21 protein-coding genes are annotated in these 22,591 nt (G+C 33.5%); 19 read left to right on the top strand and 2 right to left on the bottom strand.

Translation table 11 applies throughout. From position 1 onward, the window contains the following. Positions 1-144: 144 nt before the first annotated feature. Positions 145-1,083: a hypothetical protein gene (locus B5X53_RS07860; protein WP_079712689.1), complete on the bottom strand. Its 939-nt coding sequence runs from the start codon at positions 1,081-1,083 to the stop codon at positions 145-147. A 60-nt stretch (positions 1,084-1,143) separates the two neighbouring features. Next, positions 1,144-2,112, bottom strand: a complete 969-nt coding sequence (locus B5X53_RS07855; protein WP_079712688.1) for a sulfotransferase family protein — start codon at positions 2,110-2,112, stop codon at positions 1,144-1,146. A 181-nt stretch (positions 2,113-2,293) separates the two neighbouring features. Here B5X53_RS07855 and pseB point away from each other — a divergent pair, with 181 nt between their 5' ends. The 19 genes from pseB (at position 2,294) to B5X53_RS07760 (ending at position 22,328) form a co-directional block, all read left to right on the top strand. After that, entirely contained in the window at positions 2,294-3,310 is a 1,017-nt protein-coding gene (gene pseB, locus B5X53_RS07850) for a UDP-N-acetylglucosamine 4,6-dehydratase (inverting) (protein ID WP_449415968.1), read from the top strand. Between the two features lie 3 nt (positions 3,311-3,313). Next, the gene (gene pseC, locus B5X53_RS07845) at positions 3,314-4,519 is read left to right on the top strand and encodes a UDP-4-amino-4,6-dideoxy-N-acetyl-beta-L-altrosamine transaminase (protein ID WP_079712687.1); all 1,206 of its coding nucleotides are present in this window, start codon (positions 3,314-3,316) and stop codon (positions 4,517-4,519) included. Continuing rightward, positions 4,509-5,345: an aldo/keto reductase gene (locus tag B5X53_RS07840; RefSeq protein WP_079712686.1), complete on the top strand. Its 837-nt coding sequence runs from the start codon at positions 4,509-4,511 to the stop codon at positions 5,343-5,345. The genes pseC and B5X53_RS07840 overlap by 11 nt, the downstream gene beginning before the upstream one ends. Before the next feature lie 119 nt (positions 5,346-5,464). After that, entirely contained in the window at positions 5,465-6,226 is a 762-nt protein-coding gene (locus tag B5X53_RS07835; protein ID WP_157822129.1) for a Gfo/Idh/MocA family oxidoreductase, read from the top strand. Beyond that, on the top strand, positions 6,223-6,981 hold the full coding sequence (locus B5X53_RS07830) for an SDR family oxidoreductase (protein WP_079712684.1): 759 nt from the start codon (positions 6,223-6,225) through the stop codon (positions 6,979-6,981). The genes B5X53_RS07835 and B5X53_RS07830 overlap by 4 nt, the downstream gene beginning before the upstream one ends. Then, positions 6,966-7,679, top strand: coding sequence for an acylneuraminate cytidylyltransferase family protein (locus tag B5X53_RS07825; RefSeq protein ID WP_079712683.1), 714 nt, complete (start codon positions 6,966-6,968; stop codon positions 7,677-7,679). Before B5X53_RS07830 ends, B5X53_RS07825 begins: the two co-directional genes overlap by 16 nt. A gap of 6 nt (positions 7,680-7,685) precedes the next feature. After that, the gene (locus B5X53_RS07820) at positions 7,686-8,690 is read left to right on the top strand and encodes a GNAT family N-acetyltransferase (RefSeq protein WP_079712682.1); all 1,005 of its coding nucleotides are present in this window, start codon (positions 7,686-7,688) and stop codon (positions 8,688-8,690) included. Beyond that, complete coding sequence (pseI, locus tag B5X53_RS07815; protein ID WP_079712681.1) at positions 8,690-9,739, top strand: pseudaminic acid synthase; 1,050 nt, start codon at positions 8,690-8,692, stop codon at positions 9,737-9,739. The genes B5X53_RS07820 and pseI overlap by 1 nt, the downstream gene beginning before the upstream one ends. Further along, a complete protein-coding gene (locus B5X53_RS07810) occupies positions 9,726-11,180 on the top strand; it encodes a hypothetical protein (protein ID WP_079712680.1) in 1,455 nt (484 codons plus the stop codon). The genes pseI and B5X53_RS07810 overlap by 14 nt, the downstream gene beginning before the upstream one ends. Beyond that, a complete protein-coding gene (locus tag B5X53_RS07805) occupies positions 11,181-12,116 on the top strand; it encodes a glycosyltransferase family 8 protein (protein ID WP_079712679.1) in 936 nt (311 codons plus the stop codon). It abuts the gene before it with no gap. Between the two features lie 377 nt (positions 12,117-12,493). Further along, positions 12,494-13,972 (top strand): ABC transporter ATP-binding protein, encoded by a 1,479-nt coding sequence (locus tag B5X53_RS07800; RefSeq protein ID WP_232764150.1) that lies wholly within the window; start codon positions 12,494-12,496, stop codon positions 13,970-13,972. Between the two features lie 4 nt (positions 13,973-13,976). Beyond that, complete coding sequence (locus tag B5X53_RS07795; protein WP_079712677.1) at positions 13,977-15,515, top strand: aldolase catalytic domain-containing protein; 1,539 nt, start codon at positions 13,977-13,979, stop codon at positions 15,513-15,515. Positions 15,516-15,521: 6 nt separating this feature from the next. Further along, on the top strand, positions 15,522-16,208 hold the full coding sequence (locus B5X53_RS07790) for an acylneuraminate cytidylyltransferase family protein (protein ID WP_079712676.1): 687 nt from the start codon (positions 15,522-15,524) through the stop codon (positions 16,206-16,208). Then, positions 16,189-16,818, top strand: coding sequence for an HAD family hydrolase (locus tag B5X53_RS07785; RefSeq protein ID WP_079712675.1), 630 nt, complete (start codon positions 16,189-16,191; stop codon positions 16,816-16,818). Before B5X53_RS07790 ends, B5X53_RS07785 begins: the two co-directional genes overlap by 20 nt. Further along, entirely contained in the window at positions 16,815-17,582 is a 768-nt protein-coding gene (locus B5X53_RS07780) for a glycosyltransferase family 29 protein (protein ID WP_079712674.1), read from the top strand. Before B5X53_RS07785 ends, B5X53_RS07780 begins: the two co-directional genes overlap by 4 nt. 117 nt (positions 17,583-17,699) lie before the next feature. Continuing rightward, on the top strand, positions 17,700-18,761 hold the full coding sequence (locus B5X53_RS07775) for a polysaccharide pyruvyl transferase family protein (protein WP_079712673.1): 1,062 nt from the start codon (positions 17,700-17,702) through the stop codon (positions 18,759-18,761). Further along, positions 18,754-19,980, top strand: a complete 1,227-nt coding sequence (locus B5X53_RS07770) for a glycosyltransferase (RefSeq protein ID WP_079712672.1) — start codon at positions 18,754-18,756, stop codon at positions 19,978-19,980. Before B5X53_RS07775 ends, B5X53_RS07770 begins: the two co-directional genes overlap by 8 nt. A 96-nt stretch (positions 19,981-20,076) precedes the next feature. Beyond that, entirely contained in the window at positions 20,077-21,174 is a 1,098-nt protein-coding gene (locus B5X53_RS07765; RefSeq protein WP_079712671.1) for a glycosyltransferase, read from the top strand. 44 nt (positions 21,175-21,218) lie between these two features. After that, a complete protein-coding gene (locus B5X53_RS07760) occupies positions 21,219-22,328 on the top strand; it encodes a glycosyltransferase (protein WP_079712826.1) in 1,110 nt (369 codons plus the stop codon). Positions 22,329-22,591 lie beyond the last annotated feature (263 nt).

The following is a 22,591-nucleotide window of genomic DNA, read 5'->3' as shown; positions in this document are numbered from 1 at the left end:
ATTTTAGACAAAACAGCTAATTTCTCACATGATATTATTACCGGTGGTCAACTCGGTGAAATTATTAAGCTTACTTGCTCAATATTGATTCGATTAAGTTCTTTTATAATTAATCAACCTTGACCTTGGTTTAAAAAATAAATACTATTCTTTTTCATATTCATAATTCATTACGGCGACCATTCTTTCTCTTTCTTTCGCTTGAGGATGACCTCGATGAATACCAGCCTGATCAGAAATAACGAGGGTACCTTTAGTTCCCAGGATTGGGTATGCATTTTCAATTTTAAAACAAAATGCTTCCGTGTGTTTTTTGTCGCTTAGCTTAGCAAACGTTTTATTTAATTTCTCTGCTTCTGAATCGGTATTAGATTTAATAACGTAACTATAGGGACCATATGAGATATCTTTGACATCTGTCAAATATATAAATGCTTTTATTTTTCCTTTAGAGTAGGCATCCACGTGAAAACCTCTTGTATTTTGAATATCCTGATTATAATAAATATTTAAATTTTTGGGCGAATATTTTTTTTCTGATGCTGAATTAATTAAATCAACAATTCGAGGATTTTCATAGACCTTTCTTAAATTACTGCTATTTTTTTTGTCAATATAGTCGTAATTGAATACATCAATCATTCCTTTATCAGCTCCATTTCTGATGCTGAAAATTGTTTTAGAATAATTAGCTTTTTCCTGATAAGTTTTGAATTTAAGCCCTTCACTATCTATGTAATACGTTTCGGTAACTTGATCTCTAATTAATCTGTCAGAAGATTTGAAATCCTTCTGAATCTTTTTAAAATTTTCAAAAACATCATCAGATAATTTTTCAGAAATTGCATTTTTAATTAATACTATCCCGTAATTTTTTAAAATGCTCGTAGCTTGCTCAAATTGATTCTCTAGATTGTTATATTCAATAGATAAAAATGATAAATCGTTAATATCCATATGCTGCATTTTGTCCAATGCACTAGATTGGATAATATCATATAAATATTCGAGTGAACTTGATGCTATTTCTTCATCATTATTTTTAGTTAGTAAATTCCTTAATTTTTTTTTGATTTTATTCATTTTACAAATAGTTGAGGGGTTATAAGATTTTATTTTTCGGTCTCTGATGGATTGAGAGTTTTAATTAAACCACTTTGTTAGTATTTTTTGGCCGACCAATTCCTCAATCTCAAATAATTCTTTATAAAAATAAGAATCCAGATAATCTTTTGTAGATCGATTTATTTTAGGTGCAGCTTTCGCGATACTGGGATTAAAATTATCATAAATTTTTTCAAATACTTTATGGCTTATCGGTTGGTATTTTCTGTTTTGTAAATCGTTAATATACCTAGGCCCTAAATTCTCTATTATTTTATTCCCCTGCATTTGGAGTTCGGGAAATTTTGGCAATTTTGCTCTGTTAGCGTGAGTATTAAAAATATCCTTTGGAAATAAGTTGAAATCTATTTTCAAAAAAGTAGATAGATTAATTAATACCCTTTCAGGATCAGAAACCAAATCTTCAAATAAAATCACTTTGATTTGATTGGATGGCAAAACATCATAGTAATGTTGTAATTGTTCTTTATATAAACTTCTTGTAAGTACACTGTAAGGATTATGAACCAATGTATCTTCAAAACTCCACATAGCAGTACCGCTTCTAAGCATGTGAAGATATTGAGAAAATGCTCTTAAGCTGGGCTGACGTAATAAAAATATCATTTTTATATTTTTATTTTGGGAGGCAATTCTTTGAGCTGCTGTTCTAGACGCTAAGTAGGATGTAGAATCCTCTCCTTTTATCTTGGACTCATTCCCTTTATAAAGATTGTGGTACCAATTCCAAGATTCTTCTAATTTCTTTCCATCCAATCTCCCTGTCCAGGATTTTGTATTCTTGTCAAATGAATGGAATCGGGGATGTTGCAATATGTTATCTAATTCAAAAAACCGAATTTCGCTACGAGGAATAAATATATCAGGATGATATGAAAGAACCTCATGGATTGTGGTGGTAGCTGATTTCATTGCTCCACTTATAATAAAATCAGGAATTAAATTAATATTATTAGAAATCCATTTTTTCTTATTAATTCTTATCATGAAGATGTTTCTCTTGGGCGTTTATCAGAATTCATAAAATTAGAGAAATTAATTCAGATTATATTACTTTATATATTTTTTAAGATTATAGTAGGTTCATTTGTTCATCTATCTTTTATATTTGTTCATTTAATTAATGGCTGATATTTTACTCCAATCCAATTAAATAATAAGTTAAAAAATGCATATATTAAAAGATAAATCAATCTTAATTACCGGGGGCACCGGATCACTTGGAAAAGCCTTAACCTCACACATACTGACTAATTTTCCAGAAGTTAAAAAACTCGTTATATTTTCCAGGGACGAACAAAAGCAGTTTGAGATGGCTCAGGACTATCCTTCTAAAGACTTCCCCCAAGTACGCTTTTTTATTGGAGATGTTAGGGACGAAGCCAGGGTAAAAAGAGCCTTGAAAGGAATAGATTATGTGATACATGCGGCGGCAATGAAACATGTGCCAATCGCAGAATATAACCCTATGGAATGTGTAAAAACAAATATCATGGGGGCGGAAAATATAATTAATGCCTGCCTCGAAACCAGCGTAGAACGTGTAGTAGCACTTTCTACGGATAAAGCTGCCGCTCCAATTAATCTATATGGAGCAACTAAATTGGCTTCAGATAAATTATTTGTTGCGGCTAACAATATAACTGGTTGGAACCCGATTAAATTTTCTGTAGTACGGTATGGGAATGTAATGGGATCTAATGGTTCTGTTATACCTTTTTTTCTTAAAAAGAAGAAGGAAGGAGTGTTGCCAATTACTGAACCTACCATGACAAGATTTAATATTTCGCTTCGAGGTGGCGTAGATATGGTAATGCACGCACTAGAAAATGCCTGGGGAGGTGAGATTTTTGTGCCAAAAATCCCTTCTTATAAAATTATGGATATTGCTGAGGCTATTGGTCCGGAATGTGAAAAACCGGTAGTTGGCATCCGACCGGGTGAAAAAATCCACGAAGAAATGATTACTGATTCAGATTCTTATTACACCTATGATTTGGGCAAATACTATACTATTCTACCTGCTACGCATAAATGGAAATTAGAAGACTTTGTAAAAAAATTTAATGCAAAAAAAGTAACTCCTGGCTTCCAGTATAATTCAGGTGAAAATGAAGAGTGGGAAACGGTGGAAGACCTTAGGAAATTAATTAAAGAACATGTAGACCCAACATTTGAAGTATAGTTTATGAAGAACCCAATTCCATACGGTCGTCAAAATATTACAGAAGAGGATATTGAGGCAGTGGTAAACACCCTGAAATCTGATTACCTTACCCAGGGTCCACGGATTGCCGAATTTGAAGACGACTTTTCAGATTATGTTGGTAGCAAATATGCGGTAGCTGTTTCTAACGGTACTGCAGCCTTACATCTTTGTGCAATTGCGCTGAATATTCGGCCAGGTGATAAAGTAATAACCACATCAATTACCTTTGCAGCTTCAGCTAATTGTGTTCGCTATTGTGGTGGCGAAGTGGTTTTTGCAGATATTGACCCGGAAACATACTTACTGGATATAAACAAGGTTAGGGAATTACTTGAAAATGCCCCGCAAGGAACCTATAAAGGTGTAATTCCCGTAGACTTTGCCGGGAGGGCGGTAAATCTACAAGAATTTAAGCAGCTTGCAGAAGAATATGATTTATGGATTATTGAAGATTCCTGTCACGCACCCGGAGGATATTTTATTGACTCCAAAGACCAAAAACAATTGTGCGGTAATGGGGAATTCGCTGATCTAGCCATTTTTTCCTTTCATCCGGTTAAACATATTGCCAGTGGGGAAGGCGGGATGATTACCACCAATGATAAGAAACTATATGAAAAACTACTTCAATTAAGAACGCATGGCATTGTAAAGGATGATAATAAATATATAAATACTCCCGATTTCGCCAATGGTTTTACTGTCAATTCGAGCGTAGACGAGACCTATCCCGCGTGGTACATGGAAATGCATGATTTAGGTTATAATTACCGGTTAACCGATTTTCAGGCCGCATTGGCAAGCAGCCAATTAAAGCGAGCCGATGAGGGACTTGAAAAGCGTAGTGTGATTGCTTCAAGATACCAGGAAGCATTTAAAAATAAATATTTTATAAAAGGACAATCTGGGGTGATCGATGGGCATGCCTATCATTTATACGTTCTTGAAGTGGAAGATAGGTTAGGGCTTTATAATTATTTACGGGAAAACCAAATTTTTTCCCAAATTCATTACATTCCCTGTCATTTAATGCCCTATTATCGTGAATTCGGCTGGAAGGAAGGAGATCTTCCAGTTGCAGAGAAATATTACAAAACCTGTATAAGTTTACCGATTTACCCTACTTTGCTGAAAGAAGAACAGGAGTACGTAATAGAGAAGATTAATTCATTTTATGAAGATTAGCGAGAAACTTGGTTTAGGAACTGTTCAGTTTGGTCTTCCCTATGGTATTTCCAATAACAGTGGGCAAACCACGGCGGAGGAAGTTGTTAAAATTCTAGAAACTGCCAAATCTTATAAAATAGATGTTTTGGATTCTGCATCTGCCTATGGGAGTTCTGAAGATGTACTTGGGGAAAATGATCTTTCTGCTTTTAAAATGGTTTCGAAATTCCTCCCGCCTTCCAAAGGTGAATCTATTTCTATTCAGCTTGAGGATAGTTTAAAAAAATTAGGTGTCCAATCTTTTTATGGATATCTAGCTCATCGCCCTATAGAACTTATAGGGCACTCGGAGCATTGGGAGGAATTAATAGAATTTAAATCAGAGGCAAAAATAAATAAAATCGGTTTTTCTCTGAATGAACCAGAGGAATTAGAGTTGCTTCTAGAAAAGGGATATTTTCCAGACCTAGTTCAAGTTCCTTACAATTATTTCGACCGAAGATTTGAAAACGCTATGAAAATCCTTAAGTCCGGGGGGTGTGAAATTCATGCCAGATCTGCTTTTTTACAAGGCCTGTTTTTTATGGATCCTCAGCAACTCGACGGTTTTTTCGAAGAAGTAAAACCCCTTATAAGTCAACTTCAGAAAAATATTCCCTTAAACGGAACGCTTTTAAAGTTTGTTCTGGATAAGCAATTTGTTGATAAAGTAATTATAGGAGTGGAAAGCGAATTACAACTGAAGGAGAATATTAAAAGCCTAACGAAAGCGGATTCATTACCTGAGTTAGAAAATAGAATAACTGATAACATCTTAATACCATCCAGATGGCCGAAAAATTAAAAATAGGAATTATAGGAATGAGTGAAGGTAACGGTCATCCTTATTCCTGGAGTGCTATATTTAATGGGTATGATAAGGAAAAAATGAAATACTGCCCTTTTCCTATTATTTCTGAATATTTGGCAAAACAGAATTTTCCAGAAGATGGTTTGGGTAAATTTGGTGTGGTTACCCATATTTGGACCCAGGATATAGCGACTTCAAAACATATTGCAGCTTCTGCAAAAATTGAAGTTGTAGTAGAAAATCTAGAGGATATGCTTGGTAAGGTTGATGCGGTTCTATTGGCACGGGATGATGCCAAAAACCATTATAAAATGGCATTTCCGTTTTTAAAAGCCGGGATACCTATATTTATTGATAAGCCTTTAGCTTTATCGGTAAAAGAAGCTAATAAAATTTTAAAGGAACAGCAATATGAAAACCAAGTTTTTTCCTGTTCCTCCATTCGTTTTGCTAAAGAACTAGACTTAACAGAGAAAGAAAAAGATCAAATAGGTGAAATAGTTCATGTTGAAGCGGCAATACCGAAAAAATGGGATACTTATGCTATCCATATTATAGAGCCTATTATCGCACGCCTTCCTCATAGGGGAAAGCTGTTGGGTGTTAAATGTTTACAAAGCGTTGCTATTACTAATTGCATTGTTAAATGGGAAAATACCACGGCTTATTTAAAAGTAACCGGAACTATACCGATCACTGTAAGTCTAAATTTCTATGGGGAGAAAGGTTGTGTAACAAAAGAATTTAGTGATTCCTATACCTGTTTTAAGAATTCGCTACATAAATTTGTCAAAGTCATAAATAAAGAAGAAGAAAATATTAAAAGGGAAGAAACCCTTGAAATAATTAAAATCTTGGAAAAAGGGAGGAAATGAAAAGTATTTTAATCACAGGAGGAAGTGGAAAAGTAGGATTTCAACTAGTAAAGCATTTTCTAAAAAAAAGGTTTACAGTTATTACTTCATCTACGGATAAAGAGCGATTTCTTGATAATAAGGAAAAGGAATTATCTCATTATAAGCTTGAAGCTCTACATGTTATTGAGGTTGATTTTAATACAGAAAACGCCAAAAATATTATTTTAGAATATCTACAACTTCATAATATTGTACTAACTGATATAATCCACAATGCACGTTCCTTAAATTTTTTAAAATTAGAAGACGACAAAACAATCTCCAATGAAAATTTTTCTGGTGAGTTTTATATGGATGTAGTTTTTCCTTATCAGCTCTCCATGGCGGTTAAAAATCAAATGTTCCATAAATTACAGAATATTATTTTTATTTCCTCTATGTATGGAGTGGTAGCACCAACCCCGGCGCTCTATGATGATTTTGAGAATTCATCTGCCATTCATTATGGTGTTTCCAAAGCAGCTCAAATTCACCTTACCAAAGAACTAGCAGTGCGGTTGGCTCCTGAAATTAGGGTGAACTGTGTAAGTTTTGGAGGTATAAAAGGGAGAACTGACGAGCACTTCGAGAATAGGTATAAAAAACTTACTCCCCAACAAAGAATGTTGGAAGAAGAAGACGTGATAGGTCCTGTAGATTTTTTAATTTCTAAAAGCTCTACAAATATGACGGGTCATAATTTAAAAGTTGATGGAGGATGGACAATTTGGTAAATAAAAAGATCATTGCAGTTATACCTGCAAGAGGTGGTTCTAAAAGAATTCCTAAAAAGAATATTTTAGAAATAAATGGTAAGCCAATGTTGGCCTGGACAATTGAAGCTGCTCTTAAATCTAAATATATAAATGAGGTGTTAGTGAGTACCGATGATGAAGAAATTGCCGAGGTAGGAAGGAAATATGGTGCAAAAGTTCCTTTTTTAAGAAATGAAAATGCAGATGACCATTCCCCCATAAGTCTGGCGACTATTAAAGCACTTAATCAGTGGGAAGAAACGGGTATGCAATCACATGAAGTGGTAGTGCAGTTAATGGCCAATTGCCCCTTAAGAGATAATAATGATATAGATGAAGCTCTTGAACATTTTTTTAATAATGATGTAGAGTATCAAATTAGCTGTTTTAAATACGGCTGGATGAACCCGTGGTGGGCCCATAAATTAGATCCTTCGGGAAAAGCCACTCCCGTGTTTGATGAGAAGGAGAGAATGAAAAGGTCTCAAGACCAACCAGATCTATATTGTCCCACAGGGGCGATCTGGATAGCAAAAAAAGAAGCCCTTATTAATACAAAGAGTTTTTATGGTCCAAATTATTCATTTTTCCCACTTCATTGGATTAAGGCTATAGATATAGATGAATATGAAGATTTAGAAATGGCGAAATATTTCTTGAAGCTTTCTAAAAGCTAAATTTGTATGAGTGTTTATAAAATATTAGATCAACAAGTATTTTCCTCAGGAGAGTATTCTATAGTTCCGATTCGTATGGAGGATCGTTATGATATTATGAAATGGCGTAATGAGCAAATGTATCATTTACGACAAAATGAGCCTCTTACAAAAGAGAAGCAGGATATTTATTTCGAGTCTGTAATATCTAATCTATTTGAACTAGACAAACCCTCCCAAATTCTTTTTTCTTATTTAAAAGACGAAGAATGTATAGGCTATGGAGGACTAGTCCATATTAAGTGGACAGATAAGAATGCTGAGATATCCTTTATAATGAATACTAGTCTGGAAAAAGAATATTTTGAATTTCATTGGGTCAATTATTTGAAATTACTGGAAAAGGTTGCATTCAATGAGATTAATCTTCATAAAATTTATACCTATGCCTTTGATTTAAGACCAAGACTATATAATGCCCTTGGGCAAGCTGGGTTTGGTTTTGAATTGGATTTAAAAGAGCATTGTTTTTTTCAACAGAAATATATTGATGTTAAAATTCATTCTAAGTTTAATAAAAAAAACGAATTACGACATGTGGAAATTTCTGACTTCTATTTGACATATTCCTGGGCGAATAATCAAAAAGTGAGGGAATTTTCTTTTAATAAAGATAAAATCACTTTAAAAGAGCATGCGAATTGGTTCTTTTCCAAATTGGAAAATACAAATTTTGAATATTACCTTTTAGAAGTTCAAGGAGTTGCGGCTGGTTCAATTAGGTTTGATCTAGAGAAGGAAAGTATAGCTAAAATTAATTATCTTCTGGATCCAAAATTTACTGGAAAGGGATTGGGAACTTATCTATTGGAAAACGGGATACAATTTTTAATAGAAAACAGACCCTTAGTGCAAGTTGTCTATGGTTATGTATTAAAAGAAAATATTCCTTCGATTAAAATATTTAAAAAATTATCTTTTAAAGAAATTTCCAAAAATGCATCAGAATTAAAATTTGAAAAATTTATATAATGAAAATAGGAAATAAAGTAATAGGTGAACCTGAACCTGTATTTATTATTGCAGAGTTATCTGCTAACCATAATGGCAGTATTGAAACAGCTTTGAAAACAATTAAGGCTGCCAAAAGAGCTGGTGCTGATTGTATTAAATTACAAACTTACACCCCTGATACAATTACCATTAATTCAACAAAAAAGGACTTTATAATAAAAGGTACGATCTGGGAGGGAAAAAATCTTTATAATCTATATGAACAAGCCTATACGCCCTGGGAGTGGCATAAAGCAATTTTCGAGGCTGCTGATGAAGAAGGTTTGATATGCTTTTCCTCTCCATTTGATAAAACCGCCGTAGATTTCCTGGAGGATTTAAATGTTCCGGCTTATAAAATTGCTTCGTTTGAGATCACAGATATCCCATTGATTGAGTATGTTGCTTCCAAAGCTAAACCTATAATTATCTCTACCGGCATTGCAGGGCAGGAGGACATTGAACTAGCTTTAGATGCTTGTAGAAGAATGGGTAATAATGATATTGCCTTATTAAAATGTACTTCTTCCTATCCGGCTCCTATAGAAGAGGCCAATATGGTCATGATAAAAGACCTTGCTGAGCGTTATGATGTTATTTCCGGATTATCAGACCATACTATGGGAAGTACGGTGCCTATTGTCGCTGCCGCTATGGGGGCTAAAATAATTGAAAAGCATTTTATATTGGATAAAAGCATAGGTGGGCCCGATGCTTCTTTTTCTATGGATGAAGAGGAATTTACCGAAATGGTAAAGGCAGTTAGGGAGGCAGAAAAAGCTGTAGGAAAGGTTGACTATACACTGACAGAAAAACAGAAGAAAGGAAGGGATTTTAGCCGTTCCCTTTATGTGGTAGAAGATATTAAAGTTGGAGAAAAGATCACAGAGAAAAACGTAAGAAGTATTAGACCTGGATTTGGGTTGCATCCAAAATATTTAATTGATATTCTGGGAAAAAGAATCAATAAAAACGTAGAAAAGGGTACAGCATTCAATCTAGATTTGATAGAACATGGCCAAAAGTAAAATAGATCTCACTAATTTATCAATCTTTTTTGCGGAATGGGAAAAACAATATCCAGTAGAAACCTGGGAAGTAGGAGGGGTACACGTATGGCCTATTATAAAAAAGAAAATTTTTTTCATAACATTAGTTAAGGGTGTTGGCCAAACTAAAAGGCCTTCACTAATATATAGTAAGATCTTTAATAAAGTAAGAAAGCTTGTAAAAGCATGGGTTTATATTAAAAAACTGAAGCTGGAAGAGGCTACTTTTCTTTTTAGCAGTATCTATGAACAACGTATTATATATAAGAATAAAGAATTCAATAGATTTATAGAACCTTTAATGGACTACCTTGAAGGAGAGGGAGAAAATTCTTATTTTTTAGAATATCCCGTGGTAAAAGAGAACTGCGCCAATCGTCCTGATCGTATTGTAGATATAAACAGTATGTTACCACTATATTCAAGCTCACGGGATAAAAATAGGTATGTTGAGGAGTTAAAACAGCTTCCTGAATTCGAAGCTTTTCTAGAAAGTGTTCATGAAAAAACAGGCATAGATGCCAGATACCATAAGAATAAATTAATTCGAACGATACTGTCTATAAAATCCTGGGAAAAAGTTTATACAAAAATTATAAAGTTAACCAAACCTAAATATGCAGTTAGCCTTGTTTATTACTCAGATGCGCATTATGGATTTAACCTTGCAGCACGAAAACTAGGAGTTAGCAGTATAGACCTGCAACACGGTGGGTTGGGTAAAGCCCATCCTGCTTATTATTTTAGTAAAATACCAGTTGAAGGCTATAATATATTACCTAATATTTTTTGGGTATGGAGTAAGTCCAGCTATAAGGATATAAATATTTGGACAAATAATACGCCTCATAAGACTCTCTTGGGGGGGAATCCCTGGATTGGATTTCTTAAGCAGAAAAAAAAGAATAACATAAAGTTACAGAAACTAAAGCCGGTAGTTTTATTTACCCTACAACCAATTAATGATATTATTCCATCGTATCTATATAAGGTGATAGAGGAAACTAAAGAAGAGTTTGAGTGGTGGTTACGTTTTCACCCAAGAATGAGCGAGATGGAAAAGAAATCTGTTGAAGATAAATTTAAAGACTTGGGGATATTAGAGAATATTACTATCGAATACTCCAGTAGTGCTCCTCTTCCTTTGGTACTTGAAGAATGTGATTTACATTTATCATTTTCATCGGGCTCCATAACAGAAGCAGCAATATTGCAACGATTTTCTTTAATACTCAGTGAGACAGGCATCAATTATTATAAAAATCTTATTGAAGAGGGTTGGGCCTTTCCTTGCAAAGAAAAAGATATACAAATTATTAAGAATAAAATTAGAAATATTTTAGACCAAAAGCGGAATTTGGTTTCTGAAAAAGAGGTAGATTATAGAGAAACTCTAAAATTATTATTGAAGCAAAATTAAATGGGAAAAGTAAATATTATCACTTACGCCGATGGGTTTTATATCCAGCATGCTTGTATTATGCTGATGTCCTTAAAGAATATAATCTCGGCAACACGGGAGTACGAAATTTTTATTTTTTATACCAATTGTGATAAAAAATCTCTGGATAATTTTAATAGGAGTCTTACTAATTTTTTACCTGAAAATATAAACTTTCAATTAGTAGAATGTGACTTTAATATATCTTCAAAATTAAAAGCAAAGAGTAAACATCTGAATGCTTCAATTTATGATAAAATATTAATTTACGACAGAGTTCCCTCCCATATAACTAAAGTCGTGTTCTTCGATGCAGATATAGTCCTGCAGAAAGACCCGGCTATAATTTTTGACGAGAATCTGGATGAAAATTATGTTGCAGCAGTGAGAGATCAGGTGTTTGAAAATTTTTCTGAAGAAGCCAAAAAGACCCTCGGAATAAATGCTCATCAGTATTTTAATACAGGAGTAATGCTGGTTAATTTAAATAAATGGCGAGCAGATGACATCTCTAAAAAATCTTTAAAATTTGCATTAGAAAAATGGAATTTAACTCCTTACCATGATCAAGACGCATTTAATTATGTGATTAAAGGAAACTGGAAAGAGATTTCTCCTTTATGGAATCCGCGTATTTTAAATAAAATAGTACTGGATGGTAAAGAAAAAGTTTACAAAAAAATGGAAGTATATGAAAAGAATATTTCCTATCTAATACATTACAGTGGGCCTGAAAAACCATGGCTATATATGTCTTTTCATCCTCAAAAAGGGGAGTATTTGAAGTACTTAAGAATATCCGAATTTAAAAATTATAAATTTCCAGATTATAATTTAAAAAATTTAATAAAAAAACAAATTGTTGCTTTACGACGTAAATTTTATTTCTTTAGAAAAAGATTAAAATTCACTTAATGGTAGATATATAATAAATGGATAAACTAAAAAAGATTATAAAAAATAATTTTGAATATTTTTTCTATTTCTATGGTTTCCTTAGATATAGAATATTTATTGCCTTTTTTCTAAGTATATTAAAAGGTACCCTGGACGGTTTTGGTTTGGCTATGTTCATTCCATTACTAAGAATGTCTAATACCGATAACGAGACAACCGCTGCGAATGGAGGAGAGGAGCTGGGTAAACTAAGCTTTTTACCGGAATTTCTGGAATCTATTGGAATTACGCTAAATATTGTAAGTGTATTACTTATAATCCTTGTTTTTTTCTGTTTAAAAGGTATTGTTACTTTTATCGAAGGCTATTATAGGGTCGTTTATCAACAACTTTTTATGAGGGAAATAAGAATTACAAATATTAATTTGTTAAACACTTATTCTTTTAAATCATTCCTCAAATCTGATCCTGGGATGATTCAAAATACATTCAGCTCAGAAGTTGGAAGGGTTAATATAGCTTATAGAAGCTATTTTAAAGCAATTGAATATGGGGTTCTTATTACAGTCTATCTGTTATTGGCATTTTCAGCAAACGCTGAATTTGCAATTATAGTAGCCGTTGGAGGTGCACTAAGTAACTATTTGTTTAAATGGCTTTTTAAAAAAACCAAATATCTCTCCCGAAAGTATACCGTTAGTGCCCATAGGTTTCAGGGTTTTCTTATACAACACGTTGCTATTTATAAATATTTAAAAGCTACTGGAATCAATAAATATTATGGAGGAAAATTAAAATATCAAATAAATGATTTAGAAAATTTACAAAGGAGACTGGGGATTGTAGACTCCACCTTAAAGGCCATGCGAGAGCCAATTACAATGTTGGTTGTAATTGTAGCCATATTAATTCAAGTTACATATTTTAATTCTGATATTGGATTGATAATTTTAAGTTTGCTTTTTTTATATAGGGCAATGACTTACTTAATGTCCTTACAAGAGCATTGGAATAAGTTTCTTGGAGCATCGGCATCCCTTGAGAATATGAAAGACTTCACAAATGAATTAAGGAAAAATAAGGAAAAAAATGGAAAAACGAAATTTGCTAATTTAAAGCAAGGCCTTAAATTAAACAATGTGGATTTTTATTATAATTCTACCCCAATATTAAGAAATATAAACTTTGAGGTGGCAAAGAATGAAAGTATTGCTATTATAGGTGAAAGCGGTTCGGGAAAAACCACGCTTATGAATGTTTTAGCAGGTTTGATACTCCCCGAAAAAGGTGAGCTCTTAATCGATGGCGTTTCTACCAGGAATTTGGATCTTTATGATTACAGGAAAAGAATAGGATATATCTCACAAGAGGCTCCTATTTTTAATGATACCGTATATAATAATGTATCACTTTGGGCTGAAAAAACTGAGGAAAATATTCAAAAATTTAATAGAGTTTTGAAGCAGGCGGCTATTTATGATTTTGTTTATGACCTGGAAAATAAGGAGGAGGAGTTTTTAGGTAATAATGGAATTAATATCAGTGGTGGTCAAAGGCAACGTTTATCTATTGCCAGGGAATTGTTTAAAGACGTTGATTTCCTATTTATGGATGAAGCAACCTCGGCCCTTGATGGGGAAACTGAAAGGGCGATCCAGCAGAATATAGATAATTTAAAAGGAAAATATACCATTTTTATGATTGCCCATAGGTTGTCTACGATTATTAATGCTGACAGAATTATATTATTGAACAATGGAGTGATAGAAGCAATAGGAACATTTATGGAACTTTTGGAAAAATCGGACAAGTTCAGAGAAATGATTTCTCTCCAGGGCATGAGTATAGAAAAGGAACAATATTTGAATAAATAAAGCTATGAATATAAAAATTTTAGATTGCACCCTACGTGATGGTGGTTATTATACGAATTGGGATTTTGATAAAATATTGGTAAAAAAATACTTTAATGCTTTTAATAGTCTCCCTATTGATTATCTTGAAATAGGATATCGTTCTAACCCGATGAATTCTTATCTAGGGGAGTATTTTTACTGCCCGCAGTATGTTCTGGAAGAGTCTAAAGAATTAAGCTCAAAAAAACTTGTTATTATATTAAATGAGAAAGATGTAAGAGCAGAGCATGTTCCAAACCTCTTAGAACCTTGTGTAGGCTATATTTCTATGGTAAGAATAGCTATAGATCCTAAAAACTTTAAAAGGGCATTGGATCTAGCAGCAGCCGTTAAGAAACTTGGTTTTGAAGTTGGTTTTAACGTTATGTATATGTCTAACTGGGAAAATGAAAAGGAATTTCTGGGACAGATTAAAGAAGTTAACGGGATTGCAGATTATTTTTATATGGTAGATTCTTTTGGAGGGGTGTATCCTGAAGATGTAAAGAAAACCTTTGACATTGTTAGAAATCAAACCAATACAAAAATTGGTTTTCATGGACATAATAATTTACAACTAGCTCTTATAAACACACTAACAGCTATAGAATGCGGTGTCTCTATCGTAGATGCTACAGTTACAGGAATGGGTAGGGGCGCGGGAAATTTGCAGACCGAATTACTGTTAACCGCGCTTAATGGAAAAGGTGAGTTGGACCTTGATTTTAATGCTTTAAGCAAAGTAGTAGATCCTTTTGAAGATTTAAGAAGAGCGCATGATTGGGGAACAAACCTTCCATATATGGTTTCAGGTGCGAATTCCCTTCCACAAAAGGAGGTAATGTCTTGGGTTACAAAACGTTATTATTCTTTAAACAGTATTATAAGAGCACTTTCTAATCAGTCAAAAGGAATTGAAGACAATATAGATCTAAATAATTTAGAAGAAGAGAAAAAATTTAAATCGGCATTAATAATTGGCGGTGGTCCTAGTGGGAAAAAACATTCCAAAGCAATTAATGAATTTATAAAACGACAGGAAGATATTTGCCTTATCCATTCCAGTTCTAAAAATTCCCAGGAATTTAAAGATGTACATACCTTACAAATCCATTGCCTGGCAGGAAATGAAGGTCATCGTTTAGAAGATAGTTATAATGAAATGAATATTAAGGATAAACTGGTTATATTACCTCCTTATCCAAGAACGATGGGAACATATATACCTGAAAGTTTAAAGGAGGTGGCATTCCAGCTACAGGCAATAAAATTTACCGATAAATTTCATGAATCGGTAACTTCTTTAGCAATAGAAACGGCACTCAAGTTAGGGGTTGAAAAATTTTATTTTGCTGGTTATGACGGGTATTCAGGAGAGATCAAAACCCAGGAACTGGAATTGTTCAATGAAAATGAATATATTTTTGAGCGTCTACGGGAAAACAGCAGTTATATCCCACTTTCTATTACCCCAACTCTGTATGATAGCTTAGAGTCTCAATCGGTATTTGCTTTAATTTAAAATTTTATGTCCATTTCAATTTTTTTACCTACCCGTAAGGGTAGTGAACGTGTTAAAAATAAGAATACCAGAAAATTCTCGAATTTTGAAGGAGGCTTGTTGGAACTGAAGTTACATCAGTTATCGAATTTAGATGTAGATGAAGTAATACTTTCTACAAACGATGATGAATCTATAGCCGTTGCTAGAAATTTTAAAAAAGATTTTCCTAAACTTAAAATAGATTTACGTCCTGATTATTTAGCCTTAAGTACTACAAGTTTAAGTGATTTAATTGCCTACGTTCCTACAATAACCAATAGTGAATATGTACTTTGGACGCACGTGACCTCACCAATGGTAACTGCCGAAACTTATGAAAATTCTATAAAAAGTTTTTATACGGGCCTTAAGAAAGGGTTTGATTCTTTAATGTCTGTAACGACTTTTCAGAATTTTTTATGGAAAAAAGAACTTAATGATATTATTAATAGAGTAGGGAATGAACGTTGGCCAAAAACACAGGAACTTGAATTGCTTTACGAGATAAATAGTGCAATTTTTATTACTCCTAAGGATATATATGAGAAAAAAGGCGATAGGGTAGGTGAGAAACCTTATTTATTTGAGATGAATAAACTGACTTCCTTAGATGTAGATTGGGAAGATGATTTTAAAATTGCGGAAGCAGTCTATGATACAATTAAAAAATAAAAAAAATATTCTTTGGGATTTTGACGGTGTGATCATGGATTCCATGCCTGTGAGAAATAAGGGTTTTGAGCTGGTTTTAAAGGATTATCCTCAGGAACAAGTTCAAGAATTAATGAAGTTTCATCTCAAAAATGGAGGTTTATCTCGCTATGTAAAGTTTAGGTATTTTTTTGAAGAAATTAGAAAAGAAAAAATATCAGAAGAAGAGGTTACTGTATGGGCTTCAAGATTTTCTGAGGTGATGAAGCGTGAACTTTTAAATAAAAAACTTTTAATAGAGGACACTTGTAACTTTATAAAGAGGAATTATAATAATTTTGAGATGCATATTGTTTCTGGATCAGATCAGGAAGAATTACGTTTTTTATGTAAGAAATTAAAGCTTGATTCTTTTTTCATAAGTATTAATGGATCTCCAACTCCAAAGAAAAAATTAGTAGAAGAACTTTTAATGGAGTTCAGGTATAAAACAGATGAGACTGCATTAATTGGAGACTCTATAAATGATTATGAAGCTGCTGTGGCTAGTGATATAGATTTTTTAGGGTATAATAATCCTTCAATCCAGGATAAGGGAAGATCGTATATTAATTCATTCAGTGTATTATGAAAATTTTCAGAGCATTTTTTGGACTATTGATCATGCCTTTTAGAATTCGGATTTTTAAACCGAAAAAAATATTTTACAATAAAAGTGTAGCGGTTGTAGGACCGGCAGATTCGGCTTATGACCAAGAGAATGGACCTATCATTGATACTTATGATTATGTAATTCGTATGAATAAAGCTTTAGTTACCTGGAATCCCAAAAATGAGAAATATCTGGGCTCCAAAACCGATATTTTATTCCATAATTTTCATGAAAATATGGATTCCGGAGGCGGCGGCCCATTAGATTGGAATTTATTTAACAAGTTTGGGGTTCAATACCTTATTCAACCTCGCTTCGATAAAAATGGGTGGCAATGGATGTTCAACTACTTTAAAAAGTATTTAAATACGAATAATGCTATATATATGCTTCCGTATTCCGACTATAAAAAAATATCAAAATTATTTGATGAATATCATCCCACAAGGGGTTTTTATGTTCTTTATTCAGCATTGACTTCTCAATGCGAGGAGGTATTTATTACCGGTTTTACTTTCTTTAAAACACCTTATGCAGAAGGCTATAGAGATAACATACGAGACGTGAAGGCTAATAAAATGCATATACAAAATCAAGGTCTTCATAATCCAGATTTGGAATATGAGTATTTTCTTAAGCTAGTAAAAAAGTCTCCCATTAAAAGAATATCCGTCGATGAGAAACTTTACGATATATTAAAGTTTGATTCTCCAGAGTTAATAAAGAAAGTAAAGAAAATTTAAAATTATACGAAATGTATCTTTCCTAATTTATAACCTGTAAAATCCATGATTTTCTAATTTGAAAGTATAGGGGGTAAGAACCAGATAATACTTTTCCAATATTAAAAATGTAGTAATATGAATGAGAAGAATATTTTTATAAGTAATATAAAAGATCAGCAGAAATTACTTTTCGCTTGCCTCGGTCGTTTGTTGAATAAGGGGACAAAAGTAGCCTTACTTGATTTTCCAAACCATAATAATGTGGGTGATAATGCAATTTGGTTGGGTGAAAAAGCTGCTTTAAGGGAAATTGGAGTTGATATTGTATATCAATGCGATATATACGGCTTTTCTGAGAAAGCGCTTCGAAAGCGTTTAGGCAATGAGGGAGTTGTTTTGCTTCACGGTGGTGGTAATCTAGGTTCCGTGTGGCCGGAACACCAATTGTTTCGAGAACGGATAATTAAATTATTTTCAGACATGAAGATTATTCAATTACCCCAAAGTGTCCATTTTGATGATGATTCTAAAAAAGAGAAATTTGGACAAATAGCAAGAGCTCATAAAGATCTTCATATACTTATGCGTGACCATGCTAGCCTAAATACTTTAAAAGAACTGGATTTGAACGTAGAACTTTGTCCAGATATGGCTTTGGCTATGGGGCCTGTAGCACAGAGCGGTAAGCCTGTTGTGGATGTTGTTTGGCTATCTAGGACCGACCATGAATCGGCAGGTGAAAAAAGAGAAAATTTTAATTTTAAAACAGAAAAATTAGATTGGCTTAAAGGAGAACCTGGGAGGTTCTATTCTAGATTCAGTCCAAAGTTTACAGTTCGGGTTCGACGCTTTATTCAAGGTGTTTTTCGTAAGTCCGAATTAATTCGGGATCATTTCTGGAGTATAAATGCAGCTTCTTTCGACTTACTTGCCAAAAGAAGGTTTAATAGAGGTACTCGAATCTTATGTAGGGGTAAAATTGTTTTGACAGATAGGTTACATGGACACATCGTTTCCACGCTATTAGGAAAACCACAGGTATTACTTGATAATCATTACAGGAAGATTGGGAATTACATAGACTGCTTTGAGTCAGAGCAGGAAGCTATTTTTTATATAGGTAATGATAAGTCAAATATTGAGGCTAAAGTTTCTAATGCCCTGGATATCGTAGAAAAAAATAATAAAAATGACTAAAATGGTGTCAGTCCCACTTGTAGCTCCAGGTTTTAATCGATTACGCGCAGATGCTGTATGGGTAACGATAGCTAACTGGGCAGATGGCTTTGATGATCATTATGGAAGTGCGGAAGTTCTAGCAGGCGAATCTTCGTATTCAGCAGGCCAGATTAGGGCAAGGTGTTTTCCGGCCGATATTGGAAAAGCAAAAAAGAGCAAACCAAATTGGTTTCGCCATACATATCTAGCGAAGCTTTTTGAAATGTTTGCAAAGGATTTACGCTGGTATCATGAAGAACAAAAAACCTTTTCCATAGACCTAGAGCGATTCAAGAATGCACCATTTGTGTGGCAGCATCATGATCTTTTTCAAACAAGAGGATTAAAGCTAGCAAAAAAATTAGGAGTCCCATCAGTCCTGTTTGTTGATGCTCCATATGTTTGGGAGTCCAAAAAGTGGGGAGTGCACCGACTAGGCTGGGAGTGGTTTGCCAAACGTCGGGGAGACGCGCATCCTTGCAAAAAGGCTGACCTTATTCTGGTTGTAAGCGAAGATGTAAAACGTGCGGTTATGGATCTAGGGATTCCTGAAAGTCGTATTCTTATCACGCCATGTACGGTTTCACAGAAAATGTTTGATAAGGCAAAAGGTAGTGTGGTACGTGAATCTCTTGGATTAACCAATAATTTTGTAATAGGATGGGTTGGTAGTTTTCGTAAATTCCATAGCCTGGATTTATTAGTTGAAGCCTTTTTAGATGTTTCGTCTACGATGCCGGAAGCAAAATTATTGTTAGTTGGGGAAGGACCTGAACGTCTACGTTTGCAAGAAAAGGTAGAAAATTACGGTTTACACGATCGAGTAATATTCTCCGGGAATGTACCTCATAACGAAATACATTCTTATATAAGTAGTTTTGACTTGGCTGTCTTACCTTCTCAATCCAATGAAGGATTTCATTATTCACCCTTAAAACTTCGTGAATTTTTTGCTGCTGGCGTACCCGTGATTGCATCAGCTGTTGGTGATGTAGAAACGGTGGTCAGGGAGAGTCATGGTGGCTGGTTAGTGCGACCAGGTTCTAAAGAAGCTATAACCGAAATGATAGGAAAAATCGAAAAAGATCGAACGGCAAGAATTTCAGCAGGCGAGAAAGCAAAAAGCTATGCAATTACTGAGATGGGTATTTTAAAACAAATTCGAATGATAGAAGACTATTTCGGTATAAGTACTTGAGAATAATATAAATATATTTAATAGTTTTAAAATGTGCATTTTTATTAGATAACAAGATGGAATTTTGCATATTTATATACAAAAATTAAAGAATTGATGAAAATTCTCCAGATAATACAAAAACCTCAACTTCGAGGAGCCGAAATATTTGCCTGTCAGTTATCAAACCATCTTATAAAATTAGGACATGAAGTATTAGTACTTACAATATTTAAAGGCGATTCAGATTTACCTTTTTCAGGAAAGATTATACATCTGAATAGATCATTGTCAAAAAGATTTTTTGACCTGAAAGGCTGGAAAGAATTAGATGAAGTAATAAAAGAATTTAAGCCGGATATTATACAGGCTAATGCCGCAGATACCTTGAAATTTGCAGTTAGTTCCAAAATTGTTTATTCCTGGAACGTTCCTATTGTTTTTCGTAATGCAAATAAAATGGGAGATTTCATAGATTCAACTTTGAAATTTTATTTAAATAGATTTTATCTCAAAAAGATCTCCCACGTTATTTCTGTAAGTAAAGAATGCCAAAAAGATTTTGAAAAGACTTTTTTATGGCCATCAGAAAACATTTCAACGATTGAAATTGGAGTAGAAGAAAAAAAAATTGGCAATGTTCCCGCTGATTTGCAGAGAATTTTTCAGAAAGGTTATGTTTTATCTCATATTGGCGGTTTTGCCCCGGAGAAAAATCATTCAGGTTTATTAGAGATTTTTAATGAACTAAAAATTCAATTTCCAAATATTCAATTATTATTGATAGGTAAAGGCCGGTTGGAAAATGAAATTAAAGATGAAGTCAGAAAGTTAAATCTTGAGGATTCAGTTCATTTTCTCGGATACAGAAATGATGTTTTGGAAATTTTATCCTTTTCTTCAATTTTTGTCCTTCCCAGTTTAATTGAAGGGCTACCTGGAGTTATTTTAGAAGCTATGTATTGTGAAACTCCTGTAGTTGCTTATAATGTTGGTGGTGTGGGAGAAGTTGTTGAAACCAATAAAACTGGATGGTTAATAAATAAAGGATCCAATCAACAATTTATTGAGTCCCTATATGATATTTTGTCACAAATTGAAAGTGATAAAAAGTTACCGGAAGTGGTTGAAGCCAAAAAACTGGTTAATAATTCCTTTTTGAATAACCAAATAGCTAAACGGTTTGAAACGTGTTATGAAGAGATTTTGAATTAATTTATTGAAAAAATTTAATAGGGCTCTGTTCCGTAATTATGCTTATGGCAAAAATTAAAGTCTTACATATAATAAAGTCCTTAGGGCGTGGAGGAGCTGAGATGTTACTTCCCGAAACGCTCAAAATTCATGATAAGGAGAAATTTGAATTTCATTTTATTTATTTTCTTCCCTGGAAAGATCAGATGGTTGAAGCTTTAAAAGAAGCCGGAGGGAAGGTCACTTGTTTTGAGGCTAGAGATAACATACGATTGATCCTTCAATACAAAAAGATTGTAACCTATTGTGAAGCTCATCAAATTTCATTAATTCACTGCCATTTACCCTGGGCTGGCTTTGTTGGAAGGTTGGTTTTTAAAAAACTGGGAATTCCAGTCTTATATACAGAACATAATATGCAGGAACGCTATCATATAGTTACAAAAACCATTAACAAACTTAGCTTTAATTCCCAGAGCTTTGCTTTTGGGGTTTCAAATGATGTGACTAGTTCTATTAAGAATAACATAAATCCAAATATTCCGGTTATGACACTTCTAAATGGAGTAAATACTGGTTCATTTGTTAGGCAAGAAAGTTTTTTAGTCAGAAAAAAACTGGGAATCCCGGAAAATACTATTGTAATTGGAAATGTGGCGGTATTTCGTTTCCAAAAACGTTTAGTAGAATGGCTAAAGATTATTGATAATCTAAGAAAGAGTAATGATAATGTTTATGGTATAATCGTGGGAGCAGGACCTTTAGAGGATGAAATCAAAACTGAATGGGAAAGACTTAATCTGGAAGGAATAGTATTCTTTGCCGGTTTACAAACTAATGTAAAGCCTTATTTTGAAGCTATGGATATTTTTATGATGTCTTCTTCTTTTGAAGGCTTACCAATTGCTTTATTAGAGGCTATGAGTATGGAGTGTGCGGTGGTTTCAACAGATGCTGGGGGAATTAAGGAAGTTATTAGAGATAAGAAGGATGGTCTTATCTGTCCAACTAGTAATTGGGCCCAACTTTCGCATTTATGTCAAAGCTTAATAGATGAACCTAATGAATTAAAAAAATATAAACTTGCGGCGAGAGAAAGGGTTGTTAATTCTTTTAGCCTCAAAAGAATGGTTGGTGAATTAGAAGTTTATTATAGTAAATTTAAGAAGGTGTAATCCTTTTGAATCTAATAATAAGTGATAAAATCTCTTCAGCAGAAGATAGGATAGATAGTTCTTTATTTCTTTGATTCTAATAAAGGTAAAGTATTTAATAACAATTCAAGGCATACATATTGTTATGCACCCGACGTTGGTGTAGCAAACTATTGTACTTCTTTCAATTACATTGAATTTGGTGAATGCTAAATAATATTAGTATTCTCCTATAGTTGTTTTTTTTAGTAAAATAAATTACTAAACTACTTTATAAATCCAAT

Origin of the sequence: Salegentibacter salinarum, assembly GCF_900168115.1 — a bacterium.
GTDB classification, from domain to species: Bacteria; Bacteroidota; Bacteroidia; order Flavobacteriales; family Flavobacteriaceae; genus Salegentibacter; species Salegentibacter salinarum.
The sequence above is the reverse complement of the archived record's forward strand: the minus strand, read 5'-3'. Positions and strand labels throughout refer to the sequence as shown.

Bases quoted from the DNA above. Each gene is read 5' to 3' on its own strand.
- B5X53_RS07805 (WP_079712679.1), top strand. From the start codon at position 11,181: ATGGGAAAAGTAAATATTATCACTTACGCCGATGGGTTTTATATCCAG.
- B5X53_RS07795 (WP_079712677.1), top strand. From the start codon at position 13,977: ATGAATATAAAAATTTTAGATTGCACCCTACGTGATGGTGGTTATTAT.
- B5X53_RS07825 (WP_079712683.1), top strand. From the start codon at position 6,966: ATGGACAATTTGGTAAATAAAAAGATCATTGCAGTTATACCTGCAAGA.
- B5X53_RS07790 (WP_079712676.1), top strand. From the start codon at position 15,522: ATGTCCATTTCAATTTTTTTACCTACCCGTAAGGGTAGTGAACGTGTT.
- B5X53_RS07760 (WP_079712826.1), top strand. From the start codon at position 21,219: ATGGCAAAAATTAAAGTCTTACATATAATAAAGTCCTTAGGGCGTGGA.
- B5X53_RS07765 (WP_079712671.1), top strand. From the start codon at position 20,077: ATGAAAATTCTCCAGATAATACAAAAACCTCAACTTCGAGGAGCCGAA.
- B5X53_RS07840 (WP_079712686.1), top strand. From the start codon at position 4,509: ATGAAGATTAGCGAGAAACTTGGTTTAGGAACTGTTCAGTTTGGTCTT.
- B5X53_RS07860 (WP_079712689.1), bottom strand. From the start codon at position 1,083: ATGAATAAAATCAAAAAAAAATTAAGGAATTTACTAACTAAAAATAAT.
- B5X53_RS07780 (WP_079712674.1), top strand. From the start codon at position 16,815: ATGAAAATTTTCAGAGCATTTTTTGGACTATTGATCATGCCTTTTAGA.
- pseB (WP_449415968.1), top strand. From the start codon at position 2,294: ATGCATATATTAAAAGATAAATCAATCTTAATTACCGGGGGCACCGGA.
- pseC (WP_079712687.1), top strand. From the start codon at position 3,314: ATGAAGAACCCAATTCCATACGGTCGTCAAAATATTACAGAAGAGGAT.
- B5X53_RS07820 (WP_079712682.1), top strand. From the start codon at position 7,686: ATGAGTGTTTATAAAATATTAGATCAACAAGTATTTTCCTCAGGAGAG.
- B5X53_RS07785 (WP_079712675.1), top strand. From the start codon at position 16,189: ATGATACAATTAAAAAATAAAAAAAATATTCTTTGGGATTTTGACGGT.
- B5X53_RS07800 (WP_232764150.1), top strand. From the start codon at position 12,494: ATGAGGGAAATAAGAATTACAAATATTAATTTGTTAAACACTTATTCT.
- B5X53_RS07810 (WP_079712680.1), top strand. From the start codon at position 9,726: ATGGCCAAAAGTAAAATAGATCTCACTAATTTATCAATCTTTTTTGCG.
- B5X53_RS07830 (WP_079712684.1), top strand. From the start codon at position 6,223: ATGAAAAGTATTTTAATCACAGGAGGAAGTGGAAAAGTAGGATTTCAA.
- B5X53_RS07855 (WP_079712688.1), bottom strand. From the start codon at position 2,112: ATGATAAGAATTAATAAGAAAAAATGGATTTCTAATAATATTAATTTA.
- B5X53_RS07770 (WP_079712672.1), top strand. From the start codon at position 18,754: ATGACTAAAATGGTGTCAGTCCCACTTGTAGCTCCAGGTTTTAATCGA.
- B5X53_RS07775 (WP_079712673.1), top strand. From the start codon at position 17,700: ATGAATGAGAAGAATATTTTTATAAGTAATATAAAAGATCAGCAGAAA.
- pseI (WP_079712681.1), top strand. From the start codon at position 8,690: ATGAAAATAGGAAATAAAGTAATAGGTGAACCTGAACCTGTATTTATT.